The 18,412-nt window shown below is 71.8% G+C and carries 19 protein-coding genes, 1 tRNA gene and 1 pseudogene; 10 read left to right on the top strand and 11 right to left on the bottom strand.

Annotation, left to right across the window (positions count from 1 at the left end):
* Window positions 1-283: 283 nt before the first annotated feature.
* Entirely contained in the window at window positions 284-1,126 is an 843-nt protein-coding gene (locus tag DEJ03_RS11570; protein ID WP_110864690.1) for a hypothetical protein, read from the bottom strand.
* 129 nt (window positions 1,127-1,255) lie between these two features.
* Between DEJ03_RS11570 and DEJ03_RS11565 the strand changes: the two genes are divergently transcribed.
* On the top strand, window positions 1,256-1,768 hold the full coding sequence (locus DEJ03_RS11565) for a hypothetical protein (protein ID WP_146237706.1): 513 nt from the start codon (window positions 1,256-1,258) through the stop codon (window positions 1,766-1,768).
* Between the two features lie 26 nt (window positions 1,769-1,794).
* On the opposite strand, the pseudogene DEJ03_RS11560 reads toward DEJ03_RS11565, so the two are convergent.
* Together DEJ03_RS11560 and DEJ03_RS11550 are read right to left on the bottom strand one after the other, a co-directional pair.
* A pseudogene (locus tag DEJ03_RS11560) lies at window positions 1,795-2,811 on the bottom strand (cation:dicarboxylate symporter family transporter); the annotation flags it as partial.
* A gap of 249 nt (window positions 2,812-3,060) precedes the next feature.
* The gene (locus DEJ03_RS11550; RefSeq protein WP_146237705.1) at window positions 3,061-3,810 is read right to left on the bottom strand and encodes a GntR family transcriptional regulator; all 750 of its coding nucleotides are present in this window, start codon (window positions 3,808-3,810) and stop codon (window positions 3,061-3,063) included.
* A 239-nt stretch (window positions 3,811-4,049) separates the two neighbouring features.
* Here DEJ03_RS11550 and DEJ03_RS11545 point away from each other — a divergent pair, with 239 nt between their 5' ends.
* Window positions 4,050-6,221, top strand: coding sequence for a phosphocholine-specific phospholipase C (locus DEJ03_RS11545; RefSeq protein WP_110864687.1), 2,172 nt, complete (start codon window positions 4,050-4,052; stop codon window positions 6,219-6,221).
* Between the two features lie 143 nt (window positions 6,222-6,364).
* Here the strand turns inward: DEJ03_RS11545 and DEJ03_RS11540 are convergent, their stop codons facing one another.
* From DEJ03_RS11540 to DEJ03_RS11530, 3 genes are all read right to left on the bottom strand, one after another.
* Window positions 6,365-6,847, bottom strand: coding sequence for a hypothetical protein (locus DEJ03_RS11540; protein WP_110864686.1), 483 nt, complete (start codon window positions 6,845-6,847; stop codon window positions 6,365-6,367).
* Between the two features lie 78 nt (window positions 6,848-6,925).
* Window positions 6,926-7,597 (bottom strand): hypothetical protein, encoded by a 672-nt coding sequence (locus tag DEJ03_RS11535; RefSeq protein WP_146237704.1) that lies wholly within the window; start codon window positions 7,595-7,597, stop codon window positions 6,926-6,928.
* Window positions 7,598-7,792: 195 nt separating this feature from the next.
* The gene (locus tag DEJ03_RS11530) at window positions 7,793-8,035 is read right to left on the bottom strand and encodes a hypothetical protein (protein ID WP_110864684.1); all 243 of its coding nucleotides are present in this window, start codon (window positions 8,033-8,035) and stop codon (window positions 7,793-7,795) included.
* Here DEJ03_RS11530 and DEJ03_RS17965 point away from each other — a divergent pair.
* Complete coding sequence (locus tag DEJ03_RS17965) at window positions 8,034-8,411, top strand: hypothetical protein (RefSeq protein ID WP_110864683.1); 378 nt, start codon at window positions 8,034-8,036, stop codon at window positions 8,409-8,411. The two genes, DEJ03_RS11530 and DEJ03_RS17965, sit on opposite strands and share 2 nt — an antisense overlap.
* A gap of 52 nt (window positions 8,412-8,463) precedes the next feature.
* Here DEJ03_RS17965 and DEJ03_RS11520 read toward each other — a convergent pair whose 3' ends face one another.
* The gene (locus DEJ03_RS11520) at window positions 8,464-9,435 is read right to left on the bottom strand and encodes an SDR family NAD(P)-dependent oxidoreductase (protein ID WP_110864682.1); all 972 of its coding nucleotides are present in this window, start codon (window positions 9,433-9,435) and stop codon (window positions 8,464-8,466) included.
* 106 nt (window positions 9,436-9,541) lie between these two features.
* On the opposite strand from DEJ03_RS11520, the gene DEJ03_RS11515 reads away from it, so the two are divergent.
* Window positions 9,542-10,381: a helix-turn-helix transcriptional regulator gene (locus tag DEJ03_RS11515; RefSeq protein ID WP_110864681.1), complete on the top strand. Its 840-nt coding sequence runs from the start codon at window positions 9,542-9,544 to the stop codon at window positions 10,379-10,381.
* Between the two features lie 8 nt (window positions 10,382-10,389).
* Here the strand turns inward: DEJ03_RS11515 and DEJ03_RS11510 are convergent, their stop codons facing one another.
* Entirely contained in the window at window positions 10,390-11,322 is a 933-nt protein-coding gene (locus DEJ03_RS11510) for an AraC family transcriptional regulator (protein ID WP_110864680.1), read from the bottom strand.
* A 172-nt stretch (window positions 11,323-11,494) separates the two neighbouring features.
* Here DEJ03_RS11510 and DEJ03_RS11505 point away from each other — a divergent pair, with 172 nt between their 5' ends.
* Complete coding sequence (locus DEJ03_RS11505; RefSeq protein ID WP_110864707.1) at window positions 11,495-11,851, top strand: putative quinol monooxygenase; 357 nt, start codon at window positions 11,495-11,497, stop codon at window positions 11,849-11,851.
* A 47-nt stretch (window positions 11,852-11,898) separates the two neighbouring features.
* Here the strand turns inward: DEJ03_RS11505 and DEJ03_RS11500 are convergent.
* Window positions 11,899-11,971 (bottom strand) — tRNA-Val (locus DEJ03_RS11500).
* Window positions 11,972-12,056: 85 nt separating this feature from the next.
* Between DEJ03_RS11500 and DEJ03_RS11495 the strand changes: the two genes are divergently transcribed.
* From DEJ03_RS11495 to DEJ03_RS11475, 5 genes are all read left to right on the top strand, one after another.
* Window positions 12,057-12,701 (top strand): SatD family protein, encoded by a 645-nt coding sequence (locus DEJ03_RS11495; protein WP_110864679.1) that lies wholly within the window; start codon window positions 12,057-12,059, stop codon window positions 12,699-12,701.
* The gene (locus DEJ03_RS11490; RefSeq protein ID WP_110864678.1) at window positions 12,701-13,567 is read left to right on the top strand and encodes a hypothetical protein; all 867 of its coding nucleotides are present in this window, start codon (window positions 12,701-12,703) and stop codon (window positions 13,565-13,567) included. The genes DEJ03_RS11495 and DEJ03_RS11490 overlap by 1 nt, the downstream gene beginning before the upstream one ends.
* A 42-nt stretch (window positions 13,568-13,609) precedes the next feature.
* Window positions 13,610-14,143, top strand: a complete 534-nt coding sequence (locus DEJ03_RS11485) for a hypothetical protein (RefSeq protein ID WP_110864677.1) — start codon at window positions 13,610-13,612, stop codon at window positions 14,141-14,143.
* A gap of 65 nt (window positions 14,144-14,208) precedes the next feature.
* Complete coding sequence (locus tag DEJ03_RS11480) at window positions 14,209-15,189, top strand: aldo/keto reductase (RefSeq protein WP_110864676.1); 981 nt, start codon at window positions 14,209-14,211, stop codon at window positions 15,187-15,189.
* Window positions 15,186-15,737, top strand: a complete 552-nt coding sequence (locus tag DEJ03_RS11475) for a hypothetical protein (protein WP_110864675.1) — start codon at window positions 15,186-15,188, stop codon at window positions 15,735-15,737. The genes DEJ03_RS11480 and DEJ03_RS11475 overlap by 4 nt, the downstream gene beginning before the upstream one ends.
* Window positions 15,738-15,755: 18 nt before the next feature.
* Here DEJ03_RS11475 and DEJ03_RS11470 read toward each other — a convergent pair whose 3' ends face one another.
* Window positions 15,756-17,330 (bottom strand): CoF synthetase, encoded by a 1,575-nt coding sequence (locus DEJ03_RS11470; protein WP_258370775.1) that lies wholly within the window; start codon window positions 17,328-17,330, stop codon window positions 15,756-15,758.
* Window positions 17,327-18,397, bottom strand: coding sequence for a hypothetical protein (locus DEJ03_RS11465; RefSeq protein ID WP_110864674.1), 1,071 nt, complete (start codon window positions 18,395-18,397; stop codon window positions 17,327-17,329). Before DEJ03_RS11465 ends, DEJ03_RS11470 begins: the two co-directional genes overlap by 4 nt.
* Window positions 18,398-18,412: the final 15 nt, after the last annotated feature.

Below are 18,412 nucleotides of genomic sequence, written 5' to 3'. Positions count from 1 at the left end.
AGCGGCCCCCCTTCCCCCGCCCCCCCCCCTTTACCCATCGGCTTCCGGGCACTCCGAGAGGCGCCCCCCCCCCCCCCCCGCCCGAATCCGTCCGCGTGAACAGTGTCCAGACACTTGGTCTGGAAGAGGTTCCGGCGACGGTGCCCCGCGCGGGATCGTCCACGGAGAGCGGATGAGCCCGGGCACGGCAGCTGGGTCGAGGCGATGGACGCATACCCCGACGAGGGCAGGGCAAGGGGCCCCACGACGCATCTGCCCGGAGGCCCCACCACGGGGCGTACCTTCAGCGCACCAGGCAGATCGTGCTGAAGTCGACATCCGGACCGGGCCGCGTGTACGACGAGGTGCTCTCGAGCCAGTCTGCGGCCGGCGAGATCTGGTCGGGGACCATGTCCGCCTCGGACCGTGCGTCGATGCCCTCGGACTCCCAGTACGCGCGGACGCGGTCCACGTCGCGGTTGGCGCCCTCGATCAGCGTGTGGTCCTCGGGCAGGAGTTCCTTGCCGTGCTCGTCGGTGTACTCCCCCGGGTGGTACCAGTACCGCCACCGGACTCCCTGGTGCGCGTTCGACAGCTGGCACTCCTCACTGTACGCACCACCGGCTCGCTCACCATCGCGGTAGGCGGACTTCCGGTCGCCGCCGAGGATCCGCACGGTGCGGTCCCCGATCCGCTCGAGTGTGGCCCGGGCGTCACCGTCGGCGAAGTGCCGCTCGGCGGCGGTCGCCGGCTGCGCCCACTGCCGGGCATCGGCGGCCATGCTCCGCACCTGTGACGTCAGGACCAGGCCGTTCCACGGCACGGCGATGACCAGCACGACGATCGCCGTGACGACGGCGACCAGTGAGTGGCGCGGTTCACGCCGGCGAGCCCGGACCTGCACGACGAGCACCGCCACAGGGATCCCCACGGCGAGCACGGCGCCGATGACCAGCCGCGTCAGGACGCCCCCTGCTCCGAGCCGGTCGTCCATCGACCCGAAGTCGCGCGCCAGGTACGCCCCGATCTGGACCGCCCAGCTCACGACGAGCAGCACCGGCAGCACGAGCGCGATGGCGATCGCGTTGCCCCGCCCCGTCGTCGGGCCCGTCCGCTGGTCTCGCCAGTCCTGCTGTTCCGTGCCCATGCCGGCCCCCGCCCCCGTGGTGTCCGGACCATCCTGTCAGCAGAACGCGATCGGGGCCCGAGCGACGCCTCCGCCCACCCCCGAATCGGTGGTGCCGGAGCAGCCCTGGTTGCTGCCAAGATGACCGACGTGACCACGACCACGCCTCGCGCCGATCCCGACGCCGCTGCCGACGGCTTCGAAGGCGGCTGGTTCCGCATCGACGACGAGGTCGAGTTCCTGGACGACGTGGTGTGGCGACCCGCCACGGACGCGGACGACCCAGCTCCCACCCCCGGCCCGACCGCCGTCATCGTCGGTGGCGAGCCGCGCGAGCACATCGGTTCGACGCTGCCGTTGGCACTGCTGCCGGAACTCGACTCGGCGCGTCAGCGCTCCGTGCGGAAGCTCTGGCTCAGCCCGATCACCATCGTGGTGTGCCTGCTCGTAGTGACCGCGCTCGAGGTCTCGGGGCTGCCGTGGCGCACGGACCTCGGTCGGCAGCTCCTGGTCGGACTCGGTGCGATCGTCCCGGTCGACGCGCTCTGCACCGCGATCTGGTGGCGCATCACCCGTGACCCCTCCGGCGCAGTCGTCCGCAAGATGGGCGGCCACCGGACCCGCCAGCAGTACGACCAGCAGCGCGCCGTCCTCGAACGCTGACCGCGCCGCGAGCGCGCCCCGAGCCCTCACCGAGCCGGCGTCGACACCGCCACTCCGCCCGATGCACCCGCAGCAGGCTCCAGCTCCGACGACGGCCGCACCCCGCGCCCGGGCCGCAGCACCGCATCCACCCGCTCACGGTCGAGCTCGCCCTGCCACCGCGCCACCACGAGCGTCGCGACGCAGTTGCCGAGCAGGTTGACGCTCACCCGCATCGCGTCCATGATCCGGTCGGCACCGAGCAGCAGCGCGACGCCCGCGACCGGGAACAGCCCGAGGCTCGTCGCCGTCGCGGACAGCGCCAGGAACGACGAGCCCGGCACCCCGGCCATGCCCTTCGACGTCAGCAGCAGCACCCCGAGTGCGGCCACCTGCTGCTCGAGCGTCAGCGGCACCCCGAACGCCTGGGTCAGGAACAGCAGCGAGATCGACAGGTAGATCGCCGCCCCGTCCAGGTTGAACGAGTACCCCGTCGGCACGACGAGCCCGGCGACGCTCCGTGAGACGCCGACCTCGGTGAGCCGGGTGATCATCCGCGGCAGCACGGCCTCGGTCGACGCGGTGCCCAGGGCAAGCCCGAACTCGGCGCGGGTGTGCCAGACGAACCGCCAGATCGGCACCCCGGACAGCAGCCGCCCGCCGACGAGCAGCGCCACGATGAACACCGCCGCCGCGCCGTAGCAGGCTGCGATGAGGAGCCCGTACGACCCCAGGGTGTCGATGCCGTACCGCCCGACCACGTACGCCATCGCCCCGAACGCACCGAGCGGCGACAGACGCATCACCCAGCCCAGGATCCGGTAGACGACCTCGAGGCACAGGTCGAGGCCCCGCACGAGCGGCCGCGCACGGTCACTGCCAATGGCGGCGATCGCCGCGCCGACGAACACCGCGAAGACGAGCACCTGCAGGATGTCGTTGGTCGCGAACGCGTTCACGACGCTCGACGGGATGAGGTCGAGGATGAAGGTCCCCGCGTCCGGCGCCGTGCCGCCGGCGGTCTTCGCCGCCACGGCCGAGGCGTCGAGCGACGACGGGTCGATCCTGCGGCGATCCGTCGGGCGGTCCACGAAGTCCTGACGTCTCCGACCCACCGCGCCCGCAGCCGTCAGGTCGCGGCGTCGATCGCGGCCCTGCCGGACCCCGTCGACGTCATCGAGGCCGGTTTGGCGGCGGCCGCCGCCGCGGACGACGCACAGCAACGCTGACCCCGCCTGCCGGCCCACGTCGTGGGGTCGAGTGGAGACGGACGGGAGGCCCGGTACCAGCTGGCACCGGGCCTCCCGTCCGTCTCACCCCGCGTCGTCGTGCCCGGTGCCGGTCCGCGGTGCCGGTGCGGACGCCGTCCGGATCCGGAGCGGCACGGTCCCGGCAACGTACCGGTCGTCGCCCGCCTCGAGCGGGCGGCCGTCCTCGGCGGTGCTGGACCGACGTACCTGCAGGAGGGCCGCGCCGGGCCGGAGCCCGAGGAGCGCGGCGTCGGCGTCGTCCGCCAGCAGCGCGTCCACGGTGGTGACGGCGGCACCGACCCGGATGCCGAACCGGTCCTCCAGGGTCGCCGACACCGACGTCTGCCCGCCGGGGATCGTCCGGATGACGGCGGCGACCCACGGCGCGTAGGCGGTGCGCTCGAGCATGACGTCCACACCGTCGAGGGAGCGCACCCGCACGACGTGCAGGACGGGCTCGTCGTGCGCGGCGCGGAACAGGCGCCGCTCGCGCACGGTGGCCGGCCGTTCCTCGACCGCCACGACCCGACCGCCGGGCTCGTGCCCCCGGGCCCTCGCCAGTTGGCCGAAGGACTCGAGCGCGCCGGCGTCGTGGCCGAGCGTCGTGGTGCGGACGCGCCAGCGGGAGCCGGCACGTGCCGTCAGGACCTGCCGGTCGCGGAGCAGCTCGAGCGCGTTCCGCACGGTGCCGCGCGCGACGGCGTAGTCGGCCGCCAGGTCGTGCTCGGCCGGCAGGACACCCGTGGCGTCGAACTCACCGCGGAGCACCCGGTCGGCGAGGTCCTCGGCGATGTCCCGGAACAGTGGTCGCACCCGGTGATCCTCCCCCGCTGCGGCCGAGCTGTCCAGGTGCGTCGGAGTTCTCGTGGGATCGACACCGGAACCACAGGGCCCAGCCTCGGTGCACCTGGACAGGTCGATCCCGACTCCACCGGACGCGTTCACCCCGCCGCCACGGCCGGGCAAGGCACGGTTCAGCGCACCTCGTTGTCATGCTGACGGGTGCTCCTCCCCCGCGGCGCCCGCACTCCCACCGACCTGGAAGGCCTGCGATGAGCACGAGGAAGCCCGAACACGGCGCACCCGACGTCAGCCTGGACGCCGCACCACCGCTGACCCCGGACGCCGCGTACACCGCAGCGGTCCGCCCCGGCCTGAGTCGCCGGACGGTCCTGGTCGGCGGAGCAGCCGCGATCATGGCCGGTGTCGCCGCCGGGTCTGCGTTCGGCCCGGGCACGGCCGCCCGTGCCAGCGCCGCGACCGCCCGTGCCGTCCCCACCGGCACGATCGCCGACGTGAAGCACGTCGTCGTGCTCATGCAGGAGAACCGGTCGTTCGACCACTACTACGGCACGATGCCCGGGGTCCGCGGGTTCTCGGACAAGCAGGCGCTCGAGCTGCCGACCGGACACGACGTCTTCCACCAGCCGGCGGCGGCCCGGACCGACGGCGGCGCCATGCTGCCGTTCCGGCTCGACACCACCCGGTTCAACGCGCAGAACGCCGACGGCCTCGACCACTCCTGGGGCGGTGGGCACACAGCGTGGAACGGCGGTGCCTGGAACCGGTGGGTCGACGCGAAGAGCGCCCAGACGATGGGCTACTTCACGAGTGAGGACATCCCCTACCAGCGCGCACTCGCTGGAGCGTTCACGGTCTGCGACGACTACCACTGCTCGCTCAACGGGCCCACGACGCCGAACCGGCTGTACCAGTGGTCCGGCACGATAGACCCTCGCGGCGCCCAGGGCGGACCGGCGACCGACAACCCGGCGGACTACGAACCGGTGTTCACCTGGACCACCTACGCCGAACGACTGCAGGCGGCCGGGGTCACCTGGAAGACCTACGCCAACGACGAGGTCGGTGACAGCGCAGCCGACCCGTACGTCGGCGACTACGGCGACAACCCGCTCTGGCTGTTCGAGCAGTACCACCGTGCGCTCGCGTCCTCCGACCCCGCCCAGCAGGAGCTCGCCGCGCGTGCCGGGCTGCACGACGGGTGGAAGCCGAACTCTGGCAAGGGCCTCGACGTCACCCACCTGCTCAGCCAGTTCGGGCAGGACTGCGCGACCAACAGCCTGCCGACCGTGTCGTACGTCGTCGCCCCCTACGGCTGGAGCGAGCACCCGGCCGCCAGCCCGGACTACGGCGCCCACTACACGAACGCCGTGGTGCAGGCGCTCTTCAGCAACCCGGACACCTGGGCCTCGACCGTCCTGCTCGTCAACTACGACGAGAACGACGGGTACTTCGACCACGTCGTCCCCCCGTTCGCCGAACCCGGCACCCCCGACGAGTACGTCGACGGCCTGCCCATCGGCATGGGTGCGCGCGTGCCGATGACCGTGGTGTCCCCGTGGAGCCGGGGCGGGTGGGTCAACTCGCAGGTGGCGGACCACACGTCCGTGATCCAGTTCCTCGAACGCGTCACGGGCGTCCGCGAGCCGAACATCTCCGACTGGCGACGGACCGTCTCCGGAGACCTGACCAGCTGCTTCGACTTCAGCGCCCCCGACCCGAGCATCCCCGGTACCGACGTCGTCCCCGGCATCGAGCAGACCCGCGCGCTGGTGGCGGCCGCCGACGCCGACCAGGCGAAGCCGCCCGTCGAGGAACCCGCGATCGGCGCGCAGACCGTGCCCGTCCAGGAGCCCGGCACCGTCCGCCGCCGGAGGCTGCCCTACCGGCAGCACGCGGACGCGACCGTCGACCGGAGCACCGGTCGGGTCACCGTGACGCTCGCGAACGACGGTCGCCAGGGGGTCAACTTCCTGGTCTACCCGAACACCGCGATGCCGTTCGCCGCCCACCCGAAGACCGTCCCCGTGGGCGCCACCGCCGACTGGGCATGGGACACCACGACGACCGCCGGTGCCTACGACGTCAGCGTCTACGGACCCGACCGGTTCCTCCGGCGCTTCGCCGGCACCGTCGCGGTCGGTGGTCGGGCGACCGGCGGCGTCCCGCACGTCTCGGTCGTCCGGGACACCCGCGGTCGGCGCACCCTGCAGCTCCTGCTCGAGAACACCGGCCGGGCCGAGCTCCGCTTCGTGCTCGTGGCCAACGACTTCGTGGAGCACCGCGAGACCGCGCACGTCCGCGGCTCCGGGCACAAGACGATGCACTGGCCGCTCGACGAGTGGGGGTACTACGACGTGGTCGTCACCGCGGACGGTGTGCCCGGGTTCCGGTACCGCTTCGCCGGGCGCGCGGAGCGCTGAGGGGGGCCGACCCGCGTGGGTCGGCAGGGGCGGTCAGGTCGCGTCCACGACGGACGGGAGGCCCGGTGCCAGCTGGCACCGGGCCTCCCGTCTCGTCTCGTGACCGTCTCACGTCCGTCCCGCGTGCCGTCTCGCTTGCTGTCTCACGCGTCGGCGGCGGTCCCGGCGGGTGCCACCGGTGCAACCCGGGTCGCGGTGTCGGTGTCGGTGTCGTCGCCGGCCGTCTGCCGGGCGAGCACCCGGTCCAGGAAGCGTTCGACGAACGGCAACGCCACCACGATCGCGCCGACGGCCGCCGCGACGGGGACGTTCACCGTCCAGCCGCGCAGGATCGAGTAGATGGTGGCACCGAGGACGACCCACACCACGACCGTGAGCGGCCGCACCGGACCGGCGTCGGCGCGCAGGTCGATCGCTTCGACGGCCGCGGGCATCGCTCGCCGTCCGAGCCGCGTCAGCATGACCCCGATGACGATGAGTCCCGCCGCCCGGACGGTGCCGACCCAGGCGACGTCGCTTGCCGGATCCGCCAGCACACGCTGGATGAACACCACCGTCCCCAGGACCCCGACGGCGAACACGGTGACGATCACGAGGACGGTCAGGAGACGGACGGAGCGGCGCACGACGACTCAGCCTACGGAGCCGTCGCGGCGACTCGATGCCCCGGACCGTCGGGCGACCCGTCGCACCGGCTCGGATCGCTAGGCGACGACCACCTGCGCGTTGACCAGGATGTCGTGCAGGTCGGGGCGGAGCGCATCCTGCGACGTCGTCCGGACCTTCACGATGAGCGCGGCCCCGGGCTTCGCGAAGGCGCGCGCGACCGTCGCAGACCAGGACCCGTCGGTGTTGTGCCCGGCGATCGACAGGAACTGCGCCGTGCCGCCGGTGATCGTCGGCAGCAGCTGCTCCTCGAGCCGGTCGGCCGGGAGCCCTGCCGCGGTGAACAGCTGCTCGGTGGCGGCACGGTCCCCGATCGTCGGATCGAGGTCGGTGAGCCGCTGCTGCGTGATCGTCGCGACGGAGCCGTCGGCGTTCGTGTACTCCCGCGACCCGGTGGTCGGATCCTCGCCGGTCTGCTCCCAGCCGTCGAGCGCCGAGACCTCGAGCCCGAACGCGGGCAGCGTGCTCGCCGAGAGCGCGTCGCCGTCCTCGAACGTGAGGTCCTTCGTGACGGAGTCGGCGGTGGCCGGCGCGGTCGGCGTCTCCGTCGGTGCCGGCGTCGGTGTCGGTGCCTGTGTCGGTGCCGACGACCGTGGTGTGGCCCGTTCCACCCCCGGTGCCGTGGTGCCGGTTTTGGCGCAGCCGGAGAGCGCGAGCACGACGATCACGGTCGCCGTCCCCGCGGTGGTGATCCTGGATGTGATGGACACGTGGTTCCCCCTTGGCTCCCACCGTGCGCCCCGTGCACCGGTGGGTCCGCCTCGGAGCCTACGGGTCCCAGCGGCGGCGCGCCGCGCGGGTCACACGTCCGGGGTCTGTCCAGACCCGCGGAGCGATCTCCGGAGCACGACGAAGTGCAGCCCTGCGACGCGAGCGACGTGTGCCGGGCGCGGGCGTCGGGCCAGCTACGAGTCGTCGCCTGCGTTCCGAGCACGCTTCCGCGCCTGCGCACGGGCGTAGGACACCGAGCCGATCTGCACGGCGGCGAGGATGATCCAGAGGACCGCCATCTGCGTGTGGAACCCTGACGGTTCGACGACGGCCAGGACGAGCCAGACCAGCGCGATGACCGCCCACACCCAAACGAGCCACGGCAGGGGCTTGCCGATCAGCCGTTCGAGCAGACTGCGTCGCTGCATCTCGGTCATGGAGCATGACGCTACCGGACGCAGGGTGATCGGTGAGGACCGCTACCGCGATCCCATGACGCGTCGACCAGCCCCACGCTGGTGGGCGATCGCCCTCATCGCGCTGAGCGCTGTTGCACTCGTGATCTGCGTCGGAGCGACCGTCGAGGCCGGCCAGGTTGCGCCGGGGTTCTTCTGGCCGACCCCCGAGGGCTCCGATGTCGTCCTGACGAAACGGCAGTACGAGTCGGCGCTCGCTGCGCGGCAGGTGGGCAGCCGCAGCCGCAGCGGCAGCGATCGTCCTCGCTCTCGCCGCGATCACCCTCACACACCGGGCACGCCGAGCCTCTCGCGTTCGATGAGGATCGCCGATCGAGACATGGCTCTCTCGGGGTGACAGCCACGCGTCGGGCCGCGCCCGGCGGCTCGCTGCGACACTGCGGAGCAACTCAACGCTGGGCCGCAGGCCGCACGACGATCTCGTTGACGTCGACGTCGGGTCGCTCGGCCACCGCGTAGGAAACGGCGCGGGCGATCGCGTCGGCGGAGATCGACTCGGCACGGTAGACGACCATCGCGGCGGCGGCGGAGGCGTCGGTGATCGTTGCGGCGAGCTCGGACTCGGTGACTCCGGGCGACACGGTGGTGACACGGATTCCGCGCGGTGACTCCTGACGCAACCCCTCGGTGATCGCCCGTGCTGCGAACTTCGTGCCGCAGTAGACGGCAGCCGTGGGCGAGACGTCGTAGGCACCGACGGATGCGATCGTCACGACGTGGCCCGTGCCCTGCGCGAGCATCGTGGGCAGTGTCGCCGTGATGCTGTGGAGGAGGCCGCGGACGTTGACGTCGATCATCCTGTCCCACTCGTCGACGAGGCCTGCGGCAAGGGGCGAAAGCGGCATCACGCCGGCGTTCGCGACGAGCACGTCGATCCGCCCGAAGCGTGCCTGGGCAGCAGCCGCGAACTCCTGCACCGAGGCGAGAGCGGTGACGTCGAGCGGCACTGCCATCGCCGTACCGCCCGCCCCCTCGATCTCGGTGACGAGCTCGTCGAGCCGGTCGGTGCGCCGGGCCCCGAGCACGACGGGATGGCCGGCCGCGGCGAGGCGGATCGCCGCCGCGCGACCGATGCCGCTCGAGGCGCCCGTCACGAGGACGACCTTCCGTCGGCGCAGCACCATGCCCGCGTGGTGCAGGACGTCGTCCCTGAAGTCGCCGTCCGCGGTGAAGCCGGTGTCGTCTCGGTAGTCGATGTGGTCGCCGTCGACCTCGTAGGTGCCCACGTACGCCGCCTCACGGTCGCCTCGGGCCTCCACGTAGCGGCCGTCGGGCCGCAGCTCGTGGCGGATACCGCCATCGGCTGTGACCCAGAGGCCGAGGTAGGGGTGAACGGGCTGGGGTGCGCTGCTGGTGTCCATGCTCCCAGCCTCGACGCCGCGCAGTCCCGGACCATCGCCCTGTCCTGCCGGGGTGCGGCAGGACCAGGGAGGCGGCGCTCCTGCCACCTACCCTGGTCCCGTGCCCATGCCCGCCGACGACCTCACCCTCGCCGCGTACCTGCGCGCGGTCCGCGGCCGCCTCACCCCGGAGTCGCTCGGACTGCCAGGCGGCGGTGTCCGCCGGGTGCCCGGACTCCGCCGGGAGGAACTCGCGGTGCTGGGCGGCGTCAGCGTCGACTACTACACACGCCTCGAGCAAGGGCGGGAGGTGAGCCCCGGCGCCGCCGTGCTCGAGGGCATCTCCGACGGGCTCGAGCTCGAGGGCGACGAGCGCGCCCACCTGTTCGCGTTGGCAGGGCTGGTTGCTTCCCCGCGACTCCCCCGCGTGGCGACGTCGGTGACGCCGGCTCTCGGGCAGCTGCTCGACTCGTGGTCGACGCACCCCGCGTTCGTGATCGACCCCGCGCACGAGGTCCTCGCCGCGAACGCCCTGGCCCGTGCAGTGTACGCACCCTTCGGACGGCTCGACAACCTCGTGCGGATGACCTTCCTCGACCCGACGGCGCGGCACTTCCACGCCGACTGGACCCGCGCCGCAGACGCAACCGTCGCGAGCGTGCGGGCGGCGACCGCGGAGTTCGGGAGTGACCCGCGCCTCCTCCGTCTCATCGCGGAAGTGAACGACGCCAGCCCGGAGTTCGCCGAACGGTGGAGCACGCAACGAGTACGGCGCAAGACGACCACCGCGAAGCAGTTCGAGCACGCGGAGGTCGGGCGGCTGGAGTTCGACGCCCACACCTTCGCCGTCGAGGGGTCACCCGGCCTGCAGCTCGTCGTCTACGGCTGCGAGGCCGGCTCTGCAACGGCGCGCGCGCTGATCCTGCTGTCCATGGGCACGGCAAGCACATCGACGATCAGCGAGTAGTGCACCCGTCAAACGGGCCGCTCACCTGCGCGGGTGACCGTTCGGTACCGCCCGGGCGGGAGCGACCGTTCACGGCTGAACGCTCGGCTGAACGCGTAGACGGAGGTGTACCCGACGTCGGCGGCGATCTTCTGGAGGCCGTCGTCGGTGTCACGGAGTCGACGCGCTGCGAGGTTCATCCTCCAGCGGGTGAGGTACTCCCCCGGCGTGGTGCCTGCGAACGTCCGGAAGCGGCGCACCAGCGTCTGCTTCGACGTCGCGATCTCGCGTGCGAGCGCCTCGGTCGTCCAGGGGTGACCGGGAGCGTCGTGGATCCTCGTGACAGCGCGCATCAGGAGCGGGTCGCGGAGGACTCCCCACCACGAGGCGCCGGGTTCCGGCGAGGAGGCGAGCCAGGTCCGCAGGATCGCGACGAGGAGGACGTCGACGAGACGATCGAGGACGAGGTGGGTCGCGAGGCCGGGACGAGCGAGTTCGTGCCCGATGAGTCGGACGATGTCCGCGAGGCGCGCGTCCAGCTGCTGGGCCCGGAGGTGGATCACCGGAGGAAGCAGGGCGAAGACCGGTGTGGATCCAGCGGGGTCGTGCGAGTACGAAGCGCCCAGGATCTGGGTCTGCTCGTCCCCGTCACCCAGACGCAGGAGGCCACCACCCCGGCGTGCCTCGTCGGCGGCCGCGACGTCGCAGGAGTGGATGCCGACGCCGGGCGCACTGGCTAGCGCATGGGCGGCGCCGGTGGTGAGGACGACGACGTCGCCCGTCGTCAGGAGCCTCGAGGCACCGCCCTCGACCGTCAGGTAGGCGACACCGGCAGTGACCGCGTAGACGACGGCGTCGCGATCCCGGACCCACTCCACGCCCCAGTCCCCGGCGGCCGCGATCCGGGCGCCGGCACTTCCCCGGACTCCGGAGACGTCGAGCACTTCGGAGAGGACGTCCACGTCGACGAATGTACGCCTGACTTCCCGAACGGACCAGAGAGCCGTTCCGGATGGTCCTTGCGGACATGAAACTGGTCCTCATGGGCATTGAACGTCACACCGGCCGCTCCTAGCGTTGGCGACGTCCGGAGCACTCGTTCGGGACGGCAACGACACGAAGGAAGCAGTCACCATGAGCACGACCGAAGACACCGTCCCCGATGGCCTGATGCCCGCCGACGTCCTGGCCTCGACGACCCCGGTGGCCGTCTACGGGTTCGCCCGCGCCCGGGCAGGCAAGGAGCAGGAACTCGAAGACGCGATCCGCGCGATCATCCCCGCGGTGCGATCCGAGCACGGCTACGAGCAGTACTCGGTGCACACCACGAAGGAGCAGCCCGGGGCGTTCGCGTTCTACGAGCGGTGGTCCTCCGGGGCGGACATCGCGCGCCACGTGCAGCAGCCGCACATGCAGGACTACTTCGGCAAGCTCGCGGACCTCGTCGAAGGCGACCTCGAAGCCGAATGGCTGTCGCCCCTCAGCGACTGACTGATCACTGGCCGGTGCTGGTGGGAGACCGGCCAGCGGTGGCTCGGTGGGCCCTGCCGGGATCGAACCGACGACATCCACGGTGTAAACGTGGCGCTCTACCAGCTGAGCTAAAGGCCCTCACCACGATCCTAGGGCGTCGCGGCAGCCGATGAAGTTTAGCCCCGGACTTACTTTCCACGATATGAAGCTCTACGCTTAACCCATGAAGTCCGAGCCCGTGATCGCCGTGATCGTCGACCTGGTCGACTCCCGCACGCTCGAGGACCGCTCCGCAGCCCAGCAGGACGTCGAGCACGCCTTCGACAGTACCGCGGACGTCACCGCACTCGACCCCCTCCGCGCCACCGTCGGCGACGAGTTCCAGGTCATCTACGCCACGCTCACCGACGCCCTCGTCGCGACGACGGCCGCGACCCTCGCACTCCCCCCGACCGTGCAGATCCGCCTCGGCATCGGCCGCGGGCAGGTCCGGACGATCGGCACCGGCGGCACCGGCCCGCTGCAGGACGGCCCGGGCTGGTGGTCGGCGCGGGATGCCATCAACGAGACCCACCGGCGCGAGGACGGCCGGACCGCGTTCCTGCGGTCCTGGTACCACGACGCCGACGACCGCCACGGAACGACGGAGCGACTCGTGAACGCCTACTTCCTCAGCCGTGACCACGTCGTCTCGCGGCTCGCGCCCCGTGCCCGCCGGATCGCACTCGGTCTGGTGCAGGGTCGGACGCAGGCGCAGATCGCCGCGGACGAGGGGATCACCCCGTCGGCGGTGTCCCAGTCCGTGCAGAAGTCGGGCGTCGCCGCCCTGGTCGAGGGGCTGCGTGTCCTCGGGGACGGGGGCCGCTGATGCTCGCCGGAGTCCTCCTGACCCTCGTCGGGCTCGCCGACGTCGTCCGCGCACGGACCGGGACCGATGCGGCACCTCGGCGCGTGCTGACCACCACGGCGATCGTCCTGCTCTGGGCCGTCGTGACGACCGTGGCGGTGCTCGGCCTCGGCCTCGCGGTCTGGTCGGTGCTGGTCGCGGTCGTCCTCGCAGCCCTGTGGGTCGCGACGACGATCCCGGTGCGGTCCGGTGGCGCACCCGGCGGTCGGGATCAGGCACTCCCCTGGCTCCGACGCTCCGGGTCCTGGCCGGCCGTCCTGCTCGCGGTCGCCGTCGCCGTGCTGCTGCTCTGGGTACCGGCTGCCGACGCCTCCGGCTTCGTGGTCGACTGGCACCGTGACGCCGGCCCGGCGTTCGTCGGAGCGGTGCCGCTCGCGGCGCTCGTCGCCGGCATCGGGTCCGCACTGTTCCTGGTCGACTCGGCCAACGTGGTCGTCGCCCAGGCGCTGCCGCCGGGGCTGTCGCCCGACGCACGGCTCGGTGCAGTGGCGGCCGAACCGACCCGCCGGAAGCGCTTCGACTGGCGCCGCACCGCCCGGGCACCCGGGGCAGACACGGACACGGACACGGACACGGACGGCACGGTCACCCTCAAGGGCGGACGCATGATCGGTCCGATCGAGCGCCTGCTCTTGGCCGGGTTCTCGTTGGCCGGCGCCTTCCCCGTCGTGGCGGCGCTGATCGCCGCGAAGGGGATCGTCCGGTTCCCCGAGATCCGCCGCGAGACGACCGGGTACCAGGCCGAGTACTTCCTCATCGGCAGCCTGGTGAGCTGGGCGATGGCCTTCGCCGCCGCCGGCATGTGCTGGTTGCTGGCACTGGGCTGACGAACAGCCCGGCCCCCGATCACCGCAGGTACGCTCTCCCCCGTGAACGGTGTCGGAGTCGGTGTCCTCGACGAAGCCGGGCGGCTCCGCCTGCTCGGTGCCGGTGTGACGGGCGCGGCCTTCGCCGTCGTCCTGGTCATGCTGGTCCTGTCCTCGTGGACCGAGGCGACCACCACCGTCCTGGTCTCGGCCGGTGTCCCGACCGCCGTGGCTGGTGCCGCGATCGCCGTCGTCCTGCAGCGCCGCGCCTGGCGCGCCGAGGGCGGCTACGAGGGGTCGATCGTCGTCCGCGAGTGGATCGCCGACGGCCAGGTGCCCGCGGGTGTGCCGGCAGACCAGTGGATCCCGCTCGTGCAGGCACAGGCCGACCGCGAGGGCGCCGGCTGGGGCAAGGTCGTCCTCGGCGTGCTGTGGATCGCGATGACCTGGTCGATGCGCGACCAGCACGGCACGCTCATCACGACGATGCTCATCCTGCTCTGGAGTGCGATGGCCCTGTGGGCAGCCGTCTGGGTCATCCCCCGCGCGCGGGCAGCGCGAGCGCTCCTGCGCCGCGGGGTCGCCACGATCGGCTGAACCCCGCGCGGCTGAACCCTGCCCGGCTGAACCCCGCCCGTGCGCCTCTGACTACGCTCGGATCCATGCAGAGTCGCACCCTCGGCCGCACCGGCCGCTCCGTCTCCCCCATCGGTCTCGGCACCTGGCAGTTCGGCGGTGACTGGGGTCCCGTCTCCGAAGCCGACGCGAACGCCGTCATGGACGCCTCCGTCGAGTCGGGCGTCACCCTGTTCGACACCGCCGACGTCTACGGCGACGGCCGGAGCGAGCAGCTCATCGGCGCGTGGCGTGCCGCGAACCCCGACGTGCCGCTGACGATCACCACGAAGATGGGCCGTCGCGCCGACCAGGTCCCCGAGAACTACGTCGCCGCGAACTTCCGCGAGTGGGTGGACCGCTCGCGGAAGAACCTCGGGCAGGACACCCTCGACCTCGTGCAGCTGCACTGCCCGCCGACCCCGGTCTACGAGGACGACGCCGTCTACGACGCCCTCGACGCGCTCGTCGCCGACGGCTCGGTCGCCGCCTACGGCGTCAGCGTCGAGACCGCCGACCAAGCCCTCACCGCGATCGCCCGGCCCGGCGTCGCGAGCGTCCAGATCATCCTCAACGCGTTCCGCCTCAAGCCGCTCGACCGCGTGCTGCCGGCCGCCCTGGAGGCAGGGGTCGGCATCCTGGCGCGCGTCCCGTTGGCCTCGGGGCTGCTCTCCGGCAAGTACACGACCGACACGTCGTTCGCCGAGGGCGACCACCGCAACTACAACCGCAACGGCGAGGCCTTCGACCAGGGCGAGACCTTCAGCGGCGTCGACTACGACGACGGCGTGCGCGCCGCGCAGACCTTCGCGGCCTCCCTGCCGGACGCCGTCTCGGTCCCGCAGGCGGCGCTCGCGTGGATCATCGCCCAGGACGGCGTCACCGCGGCGATCCCCGGCGCGCGCAACCCGGAGCAGGCGCGCTCGAACGCCGCCGCCGGCGACCTGCCGCCGATCGAGGGGCTCGACGCCACCGTGCACGACCTGTACGACACGTGGTTCCGCGCGAGCGTCCACGACCGCTGGTGAGACGCCGGAGCGTCGCGGTCGCGGTGGCCGCACTCCTGCTGCTGTCCGGGTGCGCCGCATCCGGACCGGCCACCGCCCGCGACGCTCCGCCCTGGCCACGGCCGACCGATCTGACGGCCCGCGCCGAGTCCGCGGGGCTCCGGAACGTCTGGGGTGAACGGCTGGCCGAGCACGTGCACACGCACCTGACGATCCTGGACGGCAACGAACCGGTGACCGTCCCGGCGAACGTCGGGCACTCGGACAGCCGGAAGTTCGCCGCCGAGATCCACACGCACGACACGTCGGGCATCGTGCACGTCGAGTCCCCGACGGAGCAGACGTTCACGCTCGGCCAGTTCTTCGACGAGTGGGGTGTCTCGCTCGGTCCGGAGCACGTCGGTGGCCTGCGCGGCGAACTGACGGTGTGGGTCGACGGACACCGGAGGATCGGCAACCCGCGCTCGATCGAGCTCACGGACCTGCGCCAGATCGTCCTCGTCGTCACGACCGTCGGCGAGGTCCCGCACCTGCCGGCGCCCTTCGAGTGGCCGCCGCAGTACGACTAGCGCCGGAACCGGCTCGGCTCAGGCCTCCTTCGCCGCGACCCACGACAGGTCCAGGTCCCACTGCTCGACCGACCCGGCCGGCAGCTGCCACACGTACTCGTTCTTGAGCTTCTTGCCGTCCTCGCGGAACGGTCCCGTCCGGTACGGGTAGAACGCGACCGTCGGCAGCGTGCCGGGCGGCGCCGTGCGGATCGCGTTCGAGAAGTCCTTGTTCAACCGCCGCAGCTCGACGATCACGGCTCCGCGAGCGGCATCGGCGTCGAACCCGCCGGCACCTGAGGCGAGCTGGAACGCGATGTGCAGCTGCCGGTCACCGCGGTCGTCCTCGTAGCTGATCAGCCGGTGGTTCTCGACGGCCTCGAGCAGCTCCGGGTCGCCGTACACGACGTCCCGCACCACGTCGGGTGCGACGACGGCGCCGTTGTAGTCGACGGACAGGTCGGACCGGCCGTAGTGGAACAGCAGCGGCAGGTCGAGCTCGGCCTCCGCGGCGAGCGCCGCGTGTCCGGTCGCCCGCAGCACGGACCGCAGCTCCTTCATCCGCACCACGTGTCCGCGATCGTGGATGTTGTAGCGGATGCGTGGGCTGATGTTCTCGGAGCGGGCGATCGTGACGACGAGTTCGCCGAGGTCGTTCGTCTCGATCAGGTAGCCGAACGGGTTGAACTGGAACACCATCGGCAGCACCCCGTACTCGCCCTGCTTGGTCAGGGCGGCGGAGAGTTCCGGTGAGGCGGCGATCGCCCGGCGGAGCTGCACGCTGAACGGCGTCTCGATGCCGAGGTTGATCTCGAGGTCGCTCGCCCCGTAGGAGCCGAGCACGGCCTGCGCGTACTGCTCGATGTGGGCGCGCATGTTCTCGCTGATGCCCTCGCCCCCGAACGCGGCGACGATCGTGTACTGGCTCCAGTCGAGCCGGTCGTCCTCGAACAGGGCTTTCAGGAACGGTGGGTAGCTGCAGATGATGTAGGTGAAGTCGGTGCCGAACTCGCGCATCGTCTGCACGATCTTGTCGCGGTCCGGGCCGATCGACTTGATCATGGAGGACTCGGTGAGCGAGGCGGTCACGTTCATCCCGGTGGCCCAGGCCCCGAGCGAGAAGGCGTTGAGCACGAACGGCTGCTTCGACAGGTCCTTGGCGGTGCGGGAGAACCCGAGCTGCAGCAGCTGTCGGGTGGCCTGGCGTTCGTCGGGGCCGCGCACCCAGCTGGTCGGGGTGCCGCTCGACCCGCTGGACTCGTCGACGACGACGCCGCGTCGGGGCAGGCGTCCGTCGATGCAGCGCTCGGGGATGCTCCAGCGCTTGACGTAGGAGTCCTTGTCCATCTCGGGCAGTCCCGAGATCGCTGCGGCGATCCCGCCACGGGTGTCGAGCCTGGAGGCCCGTCCCGACTCCGCCAGGAACGCGCGGTACGCGGGGACCCGCTTCGCAGCCCGTTCCGCGGTCCGCCAGGCGCGCCAGCGTCCGAGGGTCCAGCGGAGCGGCTCGATGCCGGGCGTGAGCAGGAGCTTGTGGGTGCCGACGCGGGGCATGAACAGTGCGACGAAGGTCTCGACCACCCACACCACCGAGAACACCGCTGCGCGCTTCACCGGGCACCGCCCACGGTCATCGCTGCTGCGGGTCGGCGGTGTGCCAGGGGTGGTGGGTCGCTGTGTCCGAAGCGGAACAGCATCCAGGCCATCCGCCCGTCGGACTCGTCGACGCCCGCACGTTCCACGAACGCGGCGTGAGACCGCGGGTTGGTGATGACGGTGCCGAAGGGGTGCATGGCGATGCCGCGTGCGGAGAACTCGAGCCAGATGCGCATGAAGACCCGTCCGGCCTCGACGTACTCGGCCGGGGTGCTGAACGGTCCCTCGAGCCAGGCGAGCTGTCGGACGCCCCGCATGGTGGACAGGTACACCGTGCGGAAGACCCCGCCGATGCCCGGGGCCTGCCAGAGTCCGCGGTGTTCCATGGCGAACCGGAGCACCGGGCCGGGCATGAGCATCGTCTCGGCGGACAGCCCGTCACCGGTGGCCGCTGCCTGTCGCTTCGAGAACCGCAGCCAGTGCAGGATCTCGTCGTGCACGGCGTCGTGCTGCAGGTCGTCGAACAGGGTCTCCTGGTTGACGCGCACGATCTCGTCGACGGTGGCCCGGTCGTCGGTGGTGCGGAAGCGCTGCCCGGCAGCAGACGCGATGGCGGACGCGGCCTCGATCGCGGTGGCGTCGACGAGCGTTGCGTCGTAGGGCCTGCGTGAGGTGCGCCGTGCGAGGAAGCCGGCCAGGGCCTCCCGGTCGTCCGCGGTGACCACGTGCGGACGCAACGTCACCGTGCCGAGCCGGTGCAGGTGGTCGTCCGCCGTCCCGTCGTGCGCCGTCCCGTCGTGCGCCGGACCGTCGCCGAGTCGACCGAAGTCCATCTCGGCGTGGTCGAGCCGTTCCTGCACGGTGAACCCGTGCGCCCGTGCCACCACGTCGAGCCCCGCCAGGAACACCCCGGCGCAGACGTGCCCGAACGGGATGCCGAACGACTCCGCCGGCAACCCCCGTCGCAGGTCGTAGAACACGGTCGCGGTGCGGTCGTCCTCGACGCGCACGACGATCGGTTGCGAGTTGTGCGGCGACGGGTAGTGCCGCGCGTCCTCGATGATGCCCGTCCACGGTGATGCCATCGTTCCCCCTCGGTG

Origin of the sequence: Curtobacterium sp. MCLR17_043, assembly GCF_003224215.1 — a bacterium.
Classification (GTDB): Bacteria; Actinomycetota; Actinomycetes; order Actinomycetales; family Microbacteriaceae; genus Curtobacterium; species Curtobacterium flaccumfaciens.
Note: the sequence above shows the minus strand (reverse complement) of the source record. Positions and strands in the feature narration are given on the sequence as shown.

Excerpts from the sequence above, each read along its gene's own strand:
- DEJ03_RS11520 (WP_110864682.1), bottom strand. The coding sequence starts at position 9,435 with ATGGACACCAGCAGCGCACCCCAGCCCGTTCACCCCTACCTCGGCCTC.
- DEJ03_RS11570 (WP_110864690.1), bottom strand. The coding sequence starts at position 1,126 with ATGGGCACGGAACAGCAGGACTGGCGAGACCAGCGGACGGGCCCGACG.
- DEJ03_RS11465 (WP_110864674.1), bottom strand. The coding sequence starts at position 18,397 with ATGGCATCACCGTGGACGGGCATCATCGAGGACGCGCGGCACTACCCG.
- DEJ03_RS11515 (WP_110864681.1), top strand. The coding sequence starts at position 9,542 with ATGCCCGCCGACGACCTCACCCTCGCCGCGTACCTGCGCGCGGTCCGC.
- DEJ03_RS11495 (WP_110864679.1), top strand. The coding sequence starts at position 12,057 with ATGAAGTCCGAGCCCGTGATCGCCGTGATCGTCGACCTGGTCGACTCC.
- DEJ03_RS11530 (WP_110864684.1), bottom strand. The coding sequence starts at position 8,035 with ATGACCGAGATGCAGCGACGCAGTCTGCTCGAACGGCTGATCGGCAAG.
- DEJ03_RS17965 (WP_110864683.1), top strand. The coding sequence starts at position 8,034 with ATGGAGCATGACGCTACCGGACGCAGGGTGATCGGTGAGGACCGCTAC.
- DEJ03_RS11505 (WP_110864707.1), top strand. The coding sequence starts at position 11,495 with ATGAGCACGACCGAAGACACCGTCCCCGATGGCCTGATGCCCGCCGAC.
- DEJ03_RS11545 (WP_110864687.1), top strand. The coding sequence starts at position 4,050 with ATGAGCACGAGGAAGCCCGAACACGGCGCACCCGACGTCAGCCTGGAC.
- DEJ03_RS11490 (WP_110864678.1), top strand. The coding sequence starts at position 12,701 with ATGCTCGCCGGAGTCCTCCTGACCCTCGTCGGGCTCGCCGACGTCGTC.
- DEJ03_RS11480 (WP_110864676.1), top strand. The coding sequence starts at position 14,209 with ATGCAGAGTCGCACCCTCGGCCGCACCGGCCGCTCCGTCTCCCCCATC.